The sequence below is a fragment of the Acinetobacter sp. B-6 genome, assembly GCF_056930735.1.
On sequence record NZ_JBXPBY010000004.1, the window covers coordinates 167,207 to 184,254 of the forward strand.

Here is a 17,048-nt window from a genome sequence, read left to right on the forward strand (position 1 = left end):
TGCTGTGCCAATCCTAAGGATTAATAATCCACGCCCCAATTCACGTAGATACGACCAGCTTCGAGATCAACGCGTTGTACCACATCTTTATGCCATGGAATCATTCGCTCTTCACCATCGATGCTATCTGCTGTTGCACGAACAACCATTACATCATTGGCACCTGTTTCAAACAGTTCATGGATTTTACCGAGATTTACTTCTTGCTCTTCATCATTCAAACCTAACACTGTTAGACCTTTTAAATCAGACCAATAGTACTCATCCACACCCGGTTGAGGCAGTTGCGACTTTGAAATCCAGATATTAGCGCCAACCAAATTGTCTGCTGCGGTACGATCAATCACACCTTTTAGCGCAACAACAAGACCTTTGCCATGTGGTTTCCAACGTTTTACATCGATAATTTGCCAACCTGCTTTGGTTTCTATGTACCAAGGCAGGTAGTCAAAAATGTTGCTCATGGGTTCAGTATTGGAATAGACCCAGAGCCACCCATTTAATCCATATGCTGAACGTAGCTGTCCAATCTGAATACGATCTTCGGGCACATTCTGTGTTGGTGTCATGGGCTACCTACTGCTGAATAAATTATGCAGCAGCTGCAGCTTTCTTCGCTTGAGCAGCTAAAGAAGCAACACGTTCAGAAGGTTGAGCACCTTGTGAAACCCAGTGAGCAAAACGGTCAGCATCTAAACGAAGTTTTTCTGCTTTACCTTGAGCTGTAGGGTTAAAGAAACCAATACGTTCGATGAAACGACCGTCACGTGCATTACGGCTATCAGTCACAATGATTTGATAGAACGGACGTTTTTTAGCACCACCGCGTGCTAGACGAATTACAACCATGATAGAACCTTATAGTTTTTACGGATTATCCTTGCACCGACCATCGGTACATTTCAAACCCCTTTCATAGAGGGCAGTATTTTACGTTATCTTGAGTGTGAAAGAAAGATCAATTTTTCTTTATCCACAATTTTGAATTTAAATTTTATCTGCCGTCCCAGTTTGTAGTTGCGGACGGGGTGCATGAGGTACCTTTGGTCCAACATTTTTGACCTTGATTGTTCAGCACTATAGAACCATTTCCAGCTTGATTTGTATTTTCATTTGGCATTGCTGTTAATGTCCATGTTCCTGCTGATACATTAGATAAAGTAAGCTTATATAATGGTTTACCGCCAGAAGGATATTGATCTGCAACACCTACTGTAGTTAGATCAATTGGAGTCGCATCCTGTTTTTTTAGAAATGTAGAGTTCAATGTCCTATATTTTTGTAATAAGCCGCCAATCCTAACCATTTCAGACTGCATATCAACACGGTTTGCTTTGATTAAATAGTCTGTATACATTGGATAAGCAATTCTTGCCAATATCCCTAAAATTGCAACAACAATAAGTAGTTCGATTAAGCTAAAACCCTGTTCTTTTACCATGGTTGGCTTCCTGTTTTTGTTCCATCGTTCCAAGGTTCACATTTAAAATTTACATCACTTGCTAAACGTGATTTACATTGCAATCCATTACTACTCATCAAAAAATAATTATTTTTAGGATTATAGTTACGATTGTTTACATCAGTAGGTGGGGCGACTGAAATATACCAGCCTATCCCCTGTACATCATCTGTCAGATTTTTTGAACTGTCTTCCAAATCTAAAATTTTCAATATATAGCCTTCAGGTAACTCTGTAGCCGTTTCAGAAAAATTTCTATAATTAAAATTTCTAGTTTTATATCTTTCCAATTGCTCAGCAAGCTTTAAGATTTCTTGTTGAACTTTTTTCTCTCTATTTGACTGAATTATATCCTTATAGGTAGGTATGGCTATAGCTGCCATTATTGCAATAATAATGACAACAATAACTAACTCAATAAGGGTAAATCCTTGTATTTTTTTCATGGATTCGTCCTTAACGTTCATACCAACGCTGGGAAATAAACTTAGTTTTACTGGTATAGTTTGTTAAAGTTTCAGTTGTAGGAAAGTTTAGAACTAAACCACGATTTTTGTCCTTACCACCGAAACTGATACCGATATTCCCTTTTCCTAATGAAATTTCATTTGGACGATTCTTAACAACTATAGTATTCCCACTCAATACAGTGCATTGACCATAAGGTAGACAGAATTGATTAGCCTTACTTTCACCTCGCACACCACCGTAACAATCAACGTCATCAATATCTATGTTTGCATTAAATATGCTGACATATAAATCACTGTCAATCGCGATATTATCATTGAGAACACGTTTTTTAGAACCTAACGGATAATACCACCCACCAAAACTGAAACTTGTCGCAGTATTACCATCAGTATTTTTAACCAGCTGTTTACTACCTGTGGTCATTGAATTGATATCAACCGAATTTAATTCACTGTCCTTTAATACTGATAAATTTCGACGTGTTACATCTTTATCATAAATAGCATATAAAGCATCATTTTTATTGGTTTCTGACATAGGTGAACTCAAGTTACCAGAACCAATTGTCAGTACTGCAAACAAACTTCCGCCATTGTTATGAATGGTAAATGTAGGTGTAGAATAGAATCTTGGTACATCTGATGCATTAGACTGATTTAGAATACGAGTGACACGTTTCGCTAAATTAGCCGTCTTACCCGCTTGATTTGAACTGTCTAAGTCTACACGCCACAATTGACCACCTAAATCACCAAAGTATAGGTGATCTACGAGTCCATCACTATTACGGTCAATTGCTTTTATCTGACTCACCACACTACGCTTCATATTACTGACATTCGTCTCGGTGACTTTATCAGCTGCCGCATTTGCACTTGCCCACCATAAAACTGAGCCAGTTTCAGCATCAAAAATATATACGCCTGCACCTTTATCAATACTACTGGATGTTGGCGTACCTATATTTTCATAAATTGGGTCATAACCACCACCAACAATCATTACCAGCTTGCGTGAACCTTGCCAGTTTATCCAAGCTAAAGTAGGTTTAGACCAACTTTGCCCCATATAGCTAATTGGTGAATATGCTGCTGCATCGTCAGGACTGATTCTAAATTTTATTTTTGGTTTTCCGCTGGTAGAGGTAACATCAGATAAATCTAGAGCATAATAACTGCGCCCCCCCATGCGTAAACCACCATATAACCATTGTTTACCACCGCTCACCGTTACAACAGGCTCTGTTGCATTTGTACCAGACTTAGTGACATATTCAGTATAGGCTGTCCAAGGACCGTCAACTCCATACTCTAGGTTTCTTCCCTGATTTTCTTGATTTAAAAAACCTTTGCTTTGCTTTTCAATCATTTCATTAGGAACAAATGTAAATACTTCTTTACCCGCATTACTGTCTGTTGCACTGTCACCTGCTCGGATGACATGTAATAACCCTTGAGTTGTTCCAAATACAATTAAGTCATCACGATCCTTGTAACTTAAATCACCTGTTTTAGCATCAAATTGGGTTGTCCCTTTTTGTGTAATCAATATGGGTCTAGAATGCATTACTGCGCCCATTTGTCTAAGTGTTGCATTGGATTGTGTGAGAAAATTTACAAAGGACGTATTGGCAGCATCACTATTGCTCGTCGTTAGGTTTGATGCCATGGCAGAAGTTACATTGTAACCAAACAACGCTGCAAGATAACCACGTTTGGTATCTATACTAAAATTATTCGTAGGGTTATTGGCTTTTAAATCAGCACTACTTACTTGTAATAAAGCCTTATCATTCCCAATACTCGATGCAGTACCATCATTACCAACTTTTCTGTCTGTATAAATAGTTCTTTCAATATTATTGACATTCCCTAACTTAAATTGACTTAAGGCTCCACCAACTCTTACTTCAAATTCTTTTTCAACATCTACGTTATTTTCTTGAACGATTTTGGTAATTGTCTTTTTAATAGCAGTATCTGCCCAATAATCATTTGGATCATCAACACTAATTCCCTTTGTAGCATCAAATACAATCTTGTTATCACGATCTTTAATTATATTATCAACCACTTGGTATTTTTTAAGATTACCAATCCATGTTGTGACTTGAGCATCTGGAGCTGGATCAAATTGTGGGAAGTACCCCCAAGGCTGAATATTTTGAGTATCTAAATTATCTACAGGTATGGTAATTGAGCCTGTAGTAACTGGCGGAATATATTTTTGAAGCTTTTTAAGGAAAGCATTAACACTAGCAACAACATCGGCATCATTATTGCCAGGGTAATATCCTCCCCCACCCAATATTCCCCATTTTTTAGCATCACTAATATCATTGGCTTTATTAGATGTTGGCGTACCTGTCATATCAGATCCAAATCCAACAACTGCTGTCTTGATTGATACACCAGCTGGATTATTTGAACCACCTTTTAATAACCGTTTAGTATATTCACCAATACAAGTCCAGTTATTTGTATTATTACTACTATTATAGTACGGCGTACTGCCACCTAAAGAATCACTTGCACACCTAAAACCAGAGTCATTTAAACTTTCACGCATAATATTCAGAGATGAATTATTTCGCCCATACTCAGGAACACCATCTGTTAGAAAATAAATACCTTGTGTATTGCATTGCTTAGTTGAGGTAATAGTTTCGGGATTTAAATACCTAGTAGAACCACTAATATTGGTGACATTCGAGATAAATCCGCTGCCACTAGAATTTCGCGTAGATTGTCCCATCAAATACGCAGCAACCTCAGCATAAGCAAATGCTGTAGGAGTACCTCCGCCTGCTGATAATGCATTCACAGCACGTATCATTTTATTACGGTGAGTATCTTTAGCATTACCCGTATAAGTAGTAACTACTTGTCCAGCAATAGTAGCTGTTTGACTTTTCTTTTGATTCTGACTTTCAGTATTCGTTCTTGTATTGGTTTGTTCGTAACAAGTCCCCCAACTAGAGCTTGTACATGTTACAACATCGTTATATGTTTGATTACTTGAACCAATATTAACCCACCCTCCTTGATCAGTCCAATTAGGATACCCATATTGATTTTGACTAGTTGAATTTAAACCATTTAAATCCGCTAAGGTTTTTGTTGAATCTGCCCATGTTTTACAACTTGGATCATTGCTATTATTTATATTATTCCAATCAATACATTCTTGAACAGTTATGGTATTGCCTAGTACTTTACTATCTACGGATTCACCACTTGCACTCGGATTAGAACCACTCCAACCACTCCAACCACTCCAACCACTCCAACCACTCCAAGTACCCCAATCACTCCAAGAATATCTTCTTGTTCTGGTCTGTGTACTATATCTATCTCGACTGTTCACTCTCGTTAAGTCTCTAGACAAGTTGAATGTTGCCGAAGTAGAAACTCGATAGATTTCTTTAGTCCCAATATCTGTTTCTTGTCCTAAAGCTCGAGCCTCTAAGTCAATACGCCCAGTAGTTCCACTAAACTCAGACAAACCAACTACTAGTTTATCTGGTAATCGTTCTATTCCTTGAGAAGCATCACCCTGAAGAAGTTTTAGCATCCCATTTTTTAGGCTTTGAATTCGATTTTCACCATAATCATTGAGGCTTGGGTTCATACTCCCTGAAACATCAAGCATAAACATAATAGTCGTAACTGAAGTTTGAGGTGCTTTATAGAGTTCCGTATCACTTGCATAACTCGGTAAAGCAGAACAAACTAATGAGGTGATAAAAGCTGTTTGTATCGCAACAACTATTTTTTTATATTTAGTTTTCATAAGATATCCCCTTTACCTTAGCTCTTAGTCGCATAACTAATCACAGCATAATCCATGACTTGTTGACTATATGGCACACCCAAATCAGCAAAACATTCTGCAACTGTCTTTTGTGCTGCATACTTTGCAGACTTATCATTCAAATGGTTTTTAAAACAATCATTAATTTGGCTTGAAAAACTTGACCATCCAGAGCCACTACCATTCGCTGCACCTGGGATAATCGTGGTCACAATAATTTGCACAGGTTGCACCTGATCAAGTTGAACAGTGGATGTATCTGTACCAGTGGGAAAATATTTGAAGGGTACGTCAGTATTACTACTACTTTTTTTCACAGCAATTTGCGAAATCATAATATCCCGTCCACTGCTATAATCATTTTTTGTATATTGACAGTAACCAGCAACACCTAGCTCACTATTATTTACATCTGCATCACTTGTAGGATAAATAACACTTGCTTGTTGAATAGAAAATAATTTGGCTTGGGTTTTCGGTCGATAACAGAAAACCAGCTCTTTGTTTAAAAAACTATCTGACTTTACAATCCCAAATAGGCCTAAGGAGCTTAAATTTTTCTGTAAAGTTGCAGAATCCTTGTTATCTTTTTCAAGTGCAAAGAATACGGCATCCGCTGTTTGCTGGTTCAAACTTTGAATCTGACTATTCGTCGCAATACTTAACCCTGTTAGACTCTGTTTCACTGCCAGAGTACCAATTAAAACCATTAAAATAAGAACAAAGAGCACCGCGATAATTGTGATACCTCGTTGATGGACTCGCATTTATAAATCCTCCATGAGGCCATAGCCATTTCGTAATGCAACTGTCTGACTGATTACATCGCGAATATATTTAGGATCTGAATCTGATGTACTTAAAGTCACCGCTTGATCTAAAACAGTAAAACCACTTGGTAATTTATCTTTTTCTGAAATAGAATCATAACCACGTACTAAAGCACCTAACTGAATCGACATTATTCGAGGTCTAGGAGTTCCTGCTTTAGTCAGTGAGTTGGTTGCTCCCATATATTGGTCAATCGTCATATAGCTAAATTCATCTGTATTATTTTGCTTAACGCCAAGCAAAACATGAAAATAGTCCACACGACGCATAATGATTTGACTACCTTCACCTAAACCAGAAATATTTGTAGGTAAAGCAGCCGTTTCTACCAATGTTTTATAACGTCCAGCATCACAAACCAAAGCTAGATTCCCTGCTGAACCATCCTGACGTAAAAAATATCGCTGCACAATGAATGTGCCCTTATCTATATCATCTTGCGAAATTGGATTGCCTTCGCAATCAAAACCATTTGGATCAAAAGCTTTATATTGAATGACCAATTGATCACTTTTTACATTTACATTTGACAATCCGACTTTAGCTTGAGTGAAATTCGCTAAATTTGCTGAATCACCAGAAATAAAATAAGGAATATTTGCTGTTGCAACTTTTTTCTCATCTTCAGTTAAACCAGCGTAACTTTTTATCGTTGTAAATACGACGCCACTGTATTGATTACGATCATTCACAACCGCTAAATCTGCATCTAAATTTGCGAGTTTTATGTCTTTTAAAATAAAATTTAAACCAAAATTTCCGTTATCTTGTAATTCTGCTAAGTTCTTCTGAAGCCCATAATTGATACTACCTGTCAAAAATAACTGCATAGCTGCTGCCATGATTAATAAACCAATAACCAGTGCTAACATCAACTCTACAAGCGTCATACCTTTTGAATAATTCATTAGTAAGTCTCCAAAATAATACACTTAGAGTCTTTATTATAAGAACCGCCTTTAGTGCAGCTATTTGTAGAATCACTATTAGTTGGCTCAGTTTCATCCCAAGCGACATAGACACAATAACGGCTTCTGGTCATATTTCCAGGGCAATCACTTATTGCTGTTTTCATTCCATTCAGGAAAGCTTTATATAAAATTTGATTTACATCTTCTTCTGCAAATTTCTGGCTAGAACATTTTGTTGTGTTGTTGCACTTTGCTGAATAAGACGTCGCATATGTGCGTCCAGCAAAAGCATTTGCATATGCATCAACAACTTGATCAACATCATTTACTTTAATTGTTATATTTTTAGCTAAACCTTGATTATTTGCCCGCATTCGCTCAGACATATCACGAGCCAAACTCATTGCTTGAATACGTTTAGACGCATCAAGAGAAGCTTCCATGGCTCTCATTTGTAGCATCGCAAAACCTAACACCCCAATTGATAATAATATGAGTGCAACAAGGACTTCCATCATACCTATTCCCTTTTGGGAAGATAATGCTTTCATCATGAGGTACAATCCCCGTCAAAATTAGATTTATTCGTTGTTGTAACTTTGCCAAAATTTGTTAAATATACATATTTAGTATATGAATCACTTGAAATTTGTATTTCTAAATTTTGAGGGAAATTTTCTACATTTCCTTGTGGTAAAAATACAATTTTAGCGAGTGTGGGAATCGTAGAACTATAGCCCCATGACTTTTTTCCCTTATCATCAGTAATACATTCACCTGTTTTAAAAATTAAAGTTTGTCCTGAAGGTATATTCCAATATTTACTTTGAGCAGAATCTTTTCCAGCTGTATTAAGATTAACAGTGACTTTTTTCCGAAATACAACGGCATCTGACCTTGCTTGGGTCAATATTTTTTCTAAATCAACTGAAGTTCTCTCAAGCTTTCTTTTTAACGTTAAATCTTGAATTTTTGGCGCGGCAATTATGGCAACAATCGAGATAATGATTAATGTGACTATTAATTCAATTAAAGTGAATCCCCGATTATTTTGCATCACAATCCCTCTAGAACAAAACTTTACCTAACTTAAAATCATAACCAAAACACTTACAAAACCAATACAAGTTAGATGAAAGGCATAAAAAAACGGACAATTGTCACATTTGATTGTCTGCTGAAATTTCATGTAAATTTATCTTAAATATATTATAATTTTAACTTTAATATCATCAAAACACCTGATGATTCATATCCAATCAAATTTATGGTTTTTATACAAATTGTTAAAAAGCTTTTGGTGATTCATTTATCTTGTGCATTTGAATCTTCGCTGGATCTTTGATCGTGTGACGACATGGATATCGTCATGTTGAGGAGAGGCAAATGGGCAAAACCAAGCACGGCTTTGTTTGTAGCGAAAAAATGTGACTAAGCAAAAAATGAGTTGAGCAAAACGAGACACCGCCTACGCAAATCTATTTAACGTGAGTTCGATGCAATCACACTTTTAACTTATTGAAAAATAATAAATCTCGGCGGAGTCTTGCTGAGTTTTCATCCAATTTCAGGATCAGCCTGCGGCTCGCCGCAAAACTCGTCAACCACCATCAACATTTTCAATAAGTCGCAGAAACAATATCTTATGAAAGGAGTCCTGCCTCGAACAGTTGCGGATGACGTTTCCGAGTATCATATTTCATCAAGGATTTTTATCGAACTCAGGTTATTTAGACTTTAAAAGGTAAAGTGTGTCAATCAAAGCTTTATATCTTTCAGCAATTTAGAGTCATTGCATAAATTTTATTGTTCACTTCAACAAACACACGCTTTGATACGGAAATCAAAATTTTATTGACCTTCCCAGTTTGTGGTAGCGGAAGGAATACATGTAGCGCCTTTCATCCAACATTTTTGACCCTGGCTATTTAGTACAAGATTCCCGTCTGATGACTGAACAGAATTTGATTTTGGTTCTGCTGTCAATGTCCATGTTTGATCACTGGTTGTTAATCTAATTGTATAAAGCTCAGCAAAGGCGGGATAATCTTTAGTCATGGTATTGGTATCCAGCTTTGCATTGGTATAATTATGATGAATGGCATAATAACTTTGTAAACGCTGAGAAATTTGCATCATTTCACTTTGTGTATCCACTCGATTTGTACGAATTTTATAATTCGAGTATGACGGATAAGCAATTGCCGCAAGAATGGCGATGATTGCAACAACAATCATCAACTCCATCAAAGTAAAACCCCTATTTTTACTGATATTTTTCACCATGATTCACCTGCACTACCACAATCTGAAAATAGGCTCACTACATCTTTGACCTTCGTCATACATCGAAGCCCTGTACTTAAAGACAATAAATCGTTGTTACGTGGTTGTTTCGGTTCTCCACTGTTTCCTTTGACACGTTCAACGGCAATTGCCCAACTCAATCCTTTTACGCTTGTAGAGTCAGGAGTTTCAGTACCATTTGCACCTTTCTTAATTGTCAAAGGTTGATGTGTAGTGCCATCAACCAGAGTCAATTTATATTTAGCATTATTGGTATCAACACCTATTGGTAATAAAAGCTGCCCTGTTGAAGGATTATAATGACTACTTATGACTGAATTACCATGCGCATCGGTATCAGTAAAACGATAAAGATAACTTGCATCGAAGCCCTTATAGCTAAAATTTTTTGATTTAAAACGTTCTAATTCTGCTGCAACCTTTTGTGCCTCCTGTTTTGCAATAGCCTCATCCTTACGTTCTATAAATTGCGCATAATTCGGAATCGCAATTGCAGCGATAATCGCCACAACCACCACCACGATGACAAGTTCAATCAGTGTAAAACCATATCGATTCTTCATGATTTCACCTATCTCATTTCATACCAGCGCAATTGCTGGCTTTTTGGAACAACATTAAACTTCTGACATTCAGGGGCATTCGAGGTTGCTGCACAACCATGGGTAGGTGCTCGAGGAACAACCAAACCAATATTGGTTGCATTATTATCAACAGCCTGCCCAATTCCACCGCCTAATATTCCGGCGCCAATTTTGATTCTATTTGGCGTATTCAAATTTGTTGTAGGAAATGGACATTTTCCTGTAGGTAAACAGAATTGGTAGATATATGAATCACCTTTTACCCCCGCACCACATGAACCACCAATACCAGCACCATCACGGTGGAATACATTAACATAGAGCATATCGTCTATAGCATAGAGTTCGTTCATTCCCATATAGGCGCCAGAAATATTAGAAAAGGTATATTTCCAGCCACTGTTATTCGCTATCGCAATACCTGTCGCCATATTGCCATTTAGACTTGCTAAGCCGACATGTTCTGTCGTTAATGAATAATTTGACTGATATAAGTTACTGTTGGTGACATCTTTATCATAAACCACATATATACCATCAAATATTGCTACCTTATTACCTGATAAAGGTGAACTACGATTTCCAGAACTAAAAGCCACAGCTCCAATCAGACGATTATTTCCATCATCATGCACTGAAAAACTTGGCATCTCATAGAAACGCGGTACTGGATTGACTAGGTCTGAATGATAAAACAAGCGGACAACACGGGTTGCAAAATCAGCTTTGGTGGTTGCGAGATTATTGAGATCAACACGAAAGGTCTGCCCCCGTAAATCACCAAAATAAAGATGATCCACCAAACCATCGCTATCACGGTCAATCGCATTGATTTGGCTGACCACACTGTATTTCATATTGATCGAGTTGGTGCTGGTATTTGTATAAGCTTCAGCACCCTTTGCCTCAGTTGCATTGGCACTCGTCCACCACAGTAAATCCCCGGTATTGGCGTCAAACATATATACACCAGCACCACCACCTACAGTATTGTTTTGCACATAATTTTCACTTTCATAACCAGTATCGTAGCCACCTCCGACAAACATGACTAATTTTTTAACTCCACCAAAATTCACATAAGCCAGTGTTGGCTTAGACCAACTTTGCCCCATATAGCTTAATGCAGGAACACTGACTGGCGTGGAGGAACCAGATTTATAAATTTTTGCATTCTCTGGATCGATATGAAATTTAAGACTAGGCTGCTCTAAATCAGACAAATCTAAAGCATAATAGCTTTTACCGCCCATCCGTAGACCGCCATACACCCACTGCAAACCTTTAAGTGCAAGGTTTTGGTCAGAACTTCCATCACTGGTACGGTCCGATTTATTGACCGTTAATGTTCCATCAGCTTTAGCAACGTATTGAGTATGTGCTGTCCACGGTGCATCGACACCATAAAACAAATTATTTTTTCCACCCGTACTGCTTGTTTCAGATAAAAAAGCAGCCTTTTGATTTTGCATCATTTCATTCGGCGCGAAAGCAAATTTCTCAATCCCCGTTTGCGCATCCACAACATGTAACAACCCTTGTGAACTACCAAACAGTAGATAGTCATCACGATTTGATGTGTCGATACTGCCAGAAGTGTATGTCACTTTCCCTTTTTGGGTGAGTAAAACAGGTTTTGAATGCATTATCGCCCCCACTTGACGTAATTCAGGTTGGGTGGGCAGATTCGCTAAGGTAACACCTGTTGCAGATGCACTAATATTGTAGCCCAGCACATTCAACCAATAATTTTTGTCAGGATCATTGGCAAATAATCCTGTTGCACCTGTACCAAATAAGGTTTCCACATTCACTTTTTTTAAGGTATTAGAATCACTTGCAGTATAAGGTGCAGCCGTACTGATTTTACGATTGGTAAAGATTGTACGATTCATAATGGGTTGATTCGTGGCTGTAGTCCCTAAACCTAATGGCAGTCGCCCTTTCATACCATTCGACCATAGACCATCTGCATCTATATTTAATGAACCATTCGCCAAAATTAACTTTTTGGTTTTATCAAAATTATATAACTCACCACTATAAATATGATATTTATTGATATTCCCCAGCCACAATTGAGTGGATTCCTGTGGTTTGGGGATAAATGCTGCATAATAGCCAAATGGCTGGATACGTAAAGGATTTAAAGCATCTTTTGGCAAGGAAGGTGAACCTGTTGCAACTGGATCAAATTCGGGTTTTACTTCATCCAAAAACTTCATCACACTTTCGATGACATCTGCGGTCGATTGAGCGGAATAAAACCCACCTTCCCCATAACCACCAACACCAGGTAAATCAGGATGCGATTTTTCACCCCAATTACATGCATTACGCGCATCAACATTTTGAATTAAGGCACAATTGTAATAATCTCGTTTCTGATTGGTTCGCTCTCCCTTACTATTAATATAATCTAGGGAGCGTATAATTCGCTGATTTTCTGGTTTAGCTGCATCTACAGTTCGATTCACATCAAATACTGAACCAAATCCAACCACGGCGGTTTTAATTTCAAGCCCTAAAGGATTACGATCTGGTGCACTTGGTGATGCTTTCTGATTACGTAAGGCTTTGGCAAACTCCCCCACCGCAGGCATCGCATGACCTGCTTGAGTGCCGTCTGGTAAGGTTCCTGTTGCTGGAACACTAAAAGCGGCACCTGCTGAACCTAAAGCACGTTGCATCACGGATACAGGATCATATGAACTATTCGGTTCACCGTCGGTAAAAAAGTAAATTCCGCGACCATCGCATTGTGTATTGCTTGTTGACAAAGGGCTAATATACCTACCACCACTTTTAGAAGATGTTACCGATTTATGAAATCCTCGATCCCCTTTCTCAGCCAGAAATAGGCGTCCCCAAAATCCATATAAATTAACTATAGCGCCAGGCGTATATCCAATCGGAACTAATCCTGGTTGCAAATACCACCCATACCAAGTGGCGCAGTTGGTTCCCGCCCATGCTCCACATATTAAATACCGACCATCAGTACCATCTCCTATAAAATAGCCAGGATAATTTTGACTACCCGTTGCTGTAGTTTCCCCTAACATATAAGCTGCCACTTCGGCATAGGCACTGGCAGTAGGCGTGCCATTCCAGCCTTGAAAATTTGCAACCGCTGTTTTAATTGCTAAACGTTGTGCAGGCGTTAATGGTGCTGCGGGAACTACAATTTTTCCACTGAAACCGTCAGCAGCGGTATAGACATTGTTACTCTCGCTTTGTGATGAGAACTGACCTATTCCGATCGCCACGTTGTTTGAGTCAATTTGGTTACTGTCCATCAAGGTAAATAGCGCATCTTTTAATCGTGTTAAACGATCATAATATCGTGTAGTCGGGTTCCCTTGGATCGTGCAGTATCTTCTTGGGTATGAAGGTGATGTATTTGACATTTCACTGGACCAAGAATTATAAACGGCCCCATCTGGTAAATCACAAGCACTCTGCCTGACCTGTTCAACACTCATACTTCCTGAAGTATCCAACATCATGGTAATGGTGGTCTTACCCCCAGTAGCATTACTGTAAATATCAATATCACTGGCATTTACAGATACACTTTGACAAATCGTCCATGTCATCATCATGGACACCGTTGTTGAAAATAATTTTTTTCGGTCAAAATTTTTCATTTACTGCCTCCCCTTTTTTGTAGGCATTAAAAAGCTCAAATATTGTTAAGTTTGAATTCGTTGCTGTGCGTCTTATGTTTCCAAATTCTGCGTATCCAATAGAGAGGCACTATTGCAACGATATATCTCTGATTTACTTTTCTATTTATCCATTCTTAAGGCACTAATTTCGGTTGCCCGCCCACCACATAGTCTGCATGTTGCATGTTATAAGGCACCCCCAAAGCATCAAAACATTCATTCACAGTGGTACCTGTCGCAGGTTTAATCGATGGACGTTTAAAGCAACTTTCAATCGCTGAACTTGAAGCACCAGAAAAACTCGGTAAAACAGAGATCACTGTTGCTCCAATATTATTTGTAGTCATTGGAATATTGCTTTGTCCTAGACTGGTGCCTTTTGGTACAGAGCCAAAAGGTACCGACGGAACCTTACTCTTGGTTAAGTACACCTGTGACAGTACAGCGGAACGACCTGTTGCAAACTGATTTGCCTTACAAAAACCATCAACACCAATTTTGGTAGTTTTGGTACCACCATCCGTAATAGCACTGGCTTTAGGCAGTGCAAAAAAAACGTTTTCCGATGCACGATAGCAAAAGGTAAGTTCATCATCGGCATTTTCCACGGCATTGAAATACGCAAACATACCATCCAGTGCCAATTGCCTTGCAACGTCTTTTGGGTTTTCAATATTGAATAACGCTGCATCAGAGTTCTTAAGTAATAATGAATTTACTTGGCTATTGGTTGCAATTTTCAAACCTAAAATACCTGACTTTATGGCAATCGTTCCCAGTATCGTGATAATCACCAAAATAATTAAAACCGTAATCAGTGTCGCACCTCGTTGACTTTTCATCATGATGCTCCCAATGTATTGCGAATGGCGACGACCTGATTTACAGCCTGCCTTAAATATTTTTTATTTAATGTTGCATCTCCAGACAAAGTGACATCCGTACCTGCAAGTTTGAAGGTTGTTTGAGTATTTAGGCTCGCTTCAGCCCCAATACCCGTTGTTGAACGTGACAAGATTCCCACATCAATCGAAATGACTTGTAAATACATTTCGGAACAGCCGTTAGGTGCCGTACAAGCTGAACGAATAACATCCATTGCAGCAAGATATTCATTGATTGTCATATAACGAAATTTATAACGGAGTTTAGGATTAGAATTTGTTGGATCATCCAACTTTTTAACCCCTAGACGAACTTTAAAAGCATCTACCCGTTGCATGATCTGCTGTGCCTGAGTATTTAGACCTGTAACTACAGTTGCACCACTTTTTGGATACTCACCAGCATCGCAATAGAGTGAATATGCGATGGGTTCACCTGCAGTTTGTTGTGGACTTTGCGCTAAATAATATCGTTGTACAACCACCTTATCCGAGGCATTGGTCACTTCTGCGCCTTCACAATTGATAATACGGCTTTCTTCAGGGGTATACTGGATCGTTAAACGATCACTTTTGCCTGTGGTATTGTCATTATCCTTTGATTCCAATGTGACCAAATCTGTTTCTAGAGCACTGACTGATTGTGAAGATGCGGGTAGATTTTCTTTTTTAAAAATAATGCCAGAGCCTTTGACCAAATTATTCACTTTCTGCGAAGAATCTGTATTTAGATTGGTCTGCCGTAAATCATAGGTCACTAAAGACAGACCAAAATTAGCATTTTGCTGCAACTCCCCCATGCCAAATTGTAGACCCAATGAACGTTGACTGCTTAAAAATACAGCAAATCCAGCAGCAACAATAAGCAATCCCAAACTTAGAGCTATCATGAGTTCAAGGAGGGTAAAACCTGAGGTATAACGGCGATCAGCCATAGTTATATACCTCCATGATGATACATTTGGCATTGGGTATATAGGCTGTACCATTGGTGCAATCTGTTGGGTTTGTGCCATCAGTTGCAGTTGTACGTTCCCATGCAACGTAAATACATTTACGCACGAGTGTAGTACCTTGACAATCTAATACATTGATACTCATCCCCATGCTATTGGCACGAGCTTTTACCTGCGCATAATCATATTGTGCCATTGCATCCACACTACAAAACGTAGTTGCACATTGAGTTGGTGGAGAAGCAACATCTTTATATTCAGACAAACCTTCCCGATTCATACGCATTCGTTCTGCCAAATCATGTGCGATATTGGTTGCCTGAACGTTATTAGTAGCCTCATTACTGGCTGCGACAGCTCTCACCTGTAATGCCACAAACCCCAAAACTGCAATACTCAATAGTATCAAAGCCACCACAACTTCAACGAGTCCAGCTCCTTTTTGAATTTTCATTATGCTTTCCTCCCTATTAAGAAGTTGGACAACTTGTTGCTGTTTTTTTATAAAATACAGCGCCAGCTCTTTCTACATATACGTAGGATTTTAGTGAGGTGTTATTTCTATGTTGAAAGATAAAACACTGACCGTTTGTTGTAATCGTCGATTGACCTAAACGATTAAAAGTAACACTAGAATCTCCACTAGACTTTTCAACATAGGTCGGTGACCATTTTTTATAAAAGACTGCGGCATTGGCATCTAATGTTAAGACCTTCTCCGCTTGTTTAAAGATGGCTTCCGATCTTGTTTCAGCCAATAAATCTATAAAATTACGGGTATCCTTGGTGAGCTGATTGCTTCGAATCATCTGCATAAAGGAAGGTGCAGTAATCGTCGCAATAATCGCTAAAACAGCAATCGTCACGATCAGCTCAATCAAGGTAAATCCCCTGTTCTTTCGCATTAGCTCACCAACATAAGCAAAACCTTACTTGATTAAAAATCATAGCCAAAACACTTAAAAAACCAATATAAGTTGGATAAAAGGTATTAAAAAGCAGATGACCGAATCAATGTATCTATTTGAAAATTAACACTTATTTTATATTTTTATTGAAAATTTTGGCATATTCTTAGGCATTTTGTGTGTATACAATCAGCAGTATTAAAAAGCTATAAAATTGTCAAAATATTTTTCAAACTCGCGACTATAT

General features: G+C 38.3%; 16 protein-coding genes. All 16 read right to left on the reverse strand.

Annotated features, from left to right (window positions below):
- Window positions 1–20: 20 nt before the first annotated feature.
- The 16 genes from rimM to AC1Z3T_RS06955 all read right to left on the reverse strand — a co-directional run bounded on the left by rimM (window position 21) and on the right by AC1Z3T_RS06955 (window position 16,798).
- Window positions 21–569 carry a ribosome maturation factor RimM gene (rimM, locus tag AC1Z3T_RS06880; RefSeq protein WP_005035430.1) on the reverse strand — a complete coding sequence of 183 codons (549 nt, stop codon included), beginning with the start codon at window positions 567–569 and terminating at the stop codon, window positions 21–23.
- A gap of 22 nt (window positions 570–591) precedes the next feature.
- The gene (gene rpsP, locus AC1Z3T_RS06885) at window positions 592–849 is read right to left on the reverse strand and encodes a 30S ribosomal protein S16 (protein WP_004826436.1); all 258 of its coding nucleotides are present in this window, start codon (window positions 847–849) and stop codon (window positions 592–594) included.
- A gap of 145 nt (window positions 850–994) precedes the next feature.
- Window positions 995–1,441 carry a type IV pilin protein gene (locus tag AC1Z3T_RS06890; RefSeq protein WP_100886070.1) on the reverse strand — a complete coding sequence of 149 codons (447 nt, stop codon included), beginning with the start codon at window positions 1,439–1,441 and terminating at the stop codon, window positions 995–997.
- Complete coding sequence (locus AC1Z3T_RS06895; RefSeq protein ID WP_042088540.1) at window positions 1,435–1,908, reverse strand: prepilin-type N-terminal cleavage/methylation domain-containing protein; 474 nt, start codon at window positions 1,906–1,908, stop codon at window positions 1,435–1,437. The genes AC1Z3T_RS06890 and AC1Z3T_RS06895 overlap by 7 nt, the downstream gene beginning before the upstream one ends.
- A gap of 10 nt (window positions 1,909–1,918) precedes the next feature.
- Complete coding sequence (locus AC1Z3T_RS06900; protein WP_100886071.1) at window positions 1,919–5,728, reverse strand: PilC/PilY family type IV pilus protein; 3,810 nt, start codon at window positions 5,726–5,728, stop codon at window positions 1,919–1,921.
- A gap of 17 nt (window positions 5,729–5,745) precedes the next feature.
- Window positions 5,746–6,516, reverse strand: coding sequence for a pilus assembly PilX family protein (locus AC1Z3T_RS06905; protein ID WP_009586178.1), 771 nt, complete (start codon window positions 6,514–6,516; stop codon window positions 5,746–5,748).
- Window positions 6,517–7,488 carry a PilW family protein gene (locus tag AC1Z3T_RS06910; RefSeq protein WP_100886072.1) on the reverse strand — a complete coding sequence of 324 codons (972 nt, stop codon included), beginning with the start codon at window positions 7,486–7,488 and terminating at the stop codon, window positions 6,517–6,519. It lies immediately after the preceding gene.
- A complete protein-coding gene (gene pilV / locus AC1Z3T_RS06915; RefSeq protein ID WP_042088543.1) occupies window positions 7,488–8,045 on the reverse strand; it encodes a type IV pilus modification protein PilV in 558 nt (185 codons plus the stop codon). The genes AC1Z3T_RS06910 and pilV (AC1Z3T_RS06915) overlap by 1 nt, the downstream gene beginning before the upstream one ends.
- Window positions 8,042–8,548 (reverse strand): pilus assembly FimT family protein, encoded by a 507-nt coding sequence (locus AC1Z3T_RS06920; RefSeq protein ID WP_042088545.1) that lies wholly within the window; start codon window positions 8,546–8,548, stop codon window positions 8,042–8,044. The genes pilV (AC1Z3T_RS06915) and AC1Z3T_RS06920 overlap by 4 nt, the downstream gene beginning before the upstream one ends.
- A 794-nt stretch (window positions 8,549–9,342) precedes the next feature.
- The gene (locus AC1Z3T_RS06925) at window positions 9,343–9,777 is read right to left on the reverse strand and encodes a type IV pilin protein (RefSeq protein WP_042088546.1); all 435 of its coding nucleotides are present in this window, start codon (window positions 9,775–9,777) and stop codon (window positions 9,343–9,345) included.
- Window positions 9,771–10,361 (reverse strand): prepilin-type N-terminal cleavage/methylation domain-containing protein, encoded by a 591-nt coding sequence (locus AC1Z3T_RS06930; RefSeq protein WP_042088547.1) that lies wholly within the window; start codon window positions 10,359–10,361, stop codon window positions 9,771–9,773. Before AC1Z3T_RS06930 ends, AC1Z3T_RS06925 begins: the two co-directional genes overlap by 7 nt.
- Before the next feature lie 8 nt (window positions 10,362–10,369).
- Window positions 10,370–14,032, reverse strand: coding sequence for a pilus assembly protein (locus AC1Z3T_RS06935; RefSeq protein WP_100886073.1), 3,663 nt, complete (start codon window positions 14,030–14,032; stop codon window positions 10,370–10,372).
- Between the two features lie 155 nt (window positions 14,033–14,187).
- The gene (locus AC1Z3T_RS06940) at window positions 14,188–14,895 is read right to left on the reverse strand and encodes a pilus assembly protein PilX (RefSeq protein WP_100886074.1); all 708 of its coding nucleotides are present in this window, start codon (window positions 14,893–14,895) and stop codon (window positions 14,188–14,190) included.
- The gene (locus tag AC1Z3T_RS06945; RefSeq protein ID WP_009584422.1) at window positions 14,895–15,872 is read right to left on the reverse strand and encodes a PilW family protein; all 978 of its coding nucleotides are present in this window, start codon (window positions 15,870–15,872) and stop codon (window positions 14,895–14,897) included. Before AC1Z3T_RS06945 ends, AC1Z3T_RS06940 begins: the two co-directional genes overlap by 1 nt.
- Window positions 15,865–16,350 (reverse strand): type IV pilus modification protein PilV, encoded by a 486-nt coding sequence (gene pilV, locus AC1Z3T_RS06950; protein ID WP_167387402.1) that lies wholly within the window; start codon window positions 16,348–16,350, stop codon window positions 15,865–15,867. Before pilV (AC1Z3T_RS06950) ends, AC1Z3T_RS06945 begins: the two co-directional genes overlap by 8 nt.
- 13 nt (window positions 16,351–16,363) lie before the next feature.
- Window positions 16,364–16,798 (reverse strand): pilus assembly FimT family protein, encoded by a 435-nt coding sequence (locus AC1Z3T_RS06955; protein ID WP_009584409.1) that lies wholly within the window; start codon window positions 16,796–16,798, stop codon window positions 16,364–16,366.
- Window positions 16,799–17,048: the final 250 nt, after the last annotated feature.

Coding starts and splice junctions, on each gene's coding strand:
- AC1Z3T_RS06940 (WP_100886074.1), bottom strand. CDS start 14,895: ATGAAAAGTCAACGAGGTGCGACACTGATTACGGTTTTAATTATTTTG.
- AC1Z3T_RS06955 (WP_009584409.1), bottom strand. CDS start 16,798: ATGCGAAAGAACAGGGGATTTACCTTGATTGAGCTGATCGTGACGATT.
- AC1Z3T_RS06930 (WP_042088547.1), bottom strand. CDS start 10,361: ATGAAGAATCGATATGGTTTTACACTGATTGAACTTGTCATCGTGGTG.
- AC1Z3T_RS06900 (WP_100886071.1), bottom strand. CDS start 5,728: ATGAAAACTAAATATAAAAAAATAGTTGTTGCGATACAAACAGCTTTT.
- AC1Z3T_RS06925 (WP_042088546.1), bottom strand. CDS start 9,777: ATGGTGAAAAATATCAGTAAAAATAGGGGTTTTACTTTGATGGAGTTG.
- rimM (WP_005035430.1), bottom strand. CDS start 569: ATGACACCAACACAGAATGTGCCCGAAGATCGTATTCAGATTGGACAG.
- rpsP (WP_004826436.1), bottom strand. CDS start 849: ATGGTTGTAATTCGTCTAGCACGCGGTGGTGCTAAAAAACGTCCGTTC.
- AC1Z3T_RS06945 (WP_009584422.1), bottom strand. CDS start 15,872: ATGGCTGATCGCCGTTATACCTCAGGTTTTACCCTCCTTGAACTCATG.
- AC1Z3T_RS06920 (WP_042088545.1), bottom strand. CDS start 8,548: ATGCAAAATAATCGGGGATTCACTTTAATTGAATTAATAGTCACATTA.
- AC1Z3T_RS06895 (WP_042088540.1), bottom strand. CDS start 1,908: ATGAAAAAAATACAAGGATTTACCCTTATTGAGTTAGTTATTGTTGTC.
- AC1Z3T_RS06935 (WP_100886073.1), bottom strand. CDS start 14,032: ATGAAAAATTTTGACCGAAAAAAATTATTTTCAACAACGGTGTCCATG.
- AC1Z3T_RS06890 (WP_100886070.1), bottom strand. CDS start 1,441: ATGGTAAAAGAACAGGGTTTTAGCTTAATCGAACTACTTATTGTTGTT.
- AC1Z3T_RS06905 (WP_009586178.1), bottom strand. CDS start 6,516: ATGCGAGTCCATCAACGAGGTATCACAATTATCGCGGTGCTCTTTGTT.
- AC1Z3T_RS06910 (WP_100886072.1), bottom strand. CDS start 7,488: ATGAATTATTCAAAAGGTATGACGCTTGTAGAGTTGATGTTAGCACTG.
- pilV (WP_042088543.1), bottom strand. CDS start 8,045: ATGATGAAAGCATTATCTTCCCAAAAGGGAATAGGTATGATGGAAGTC.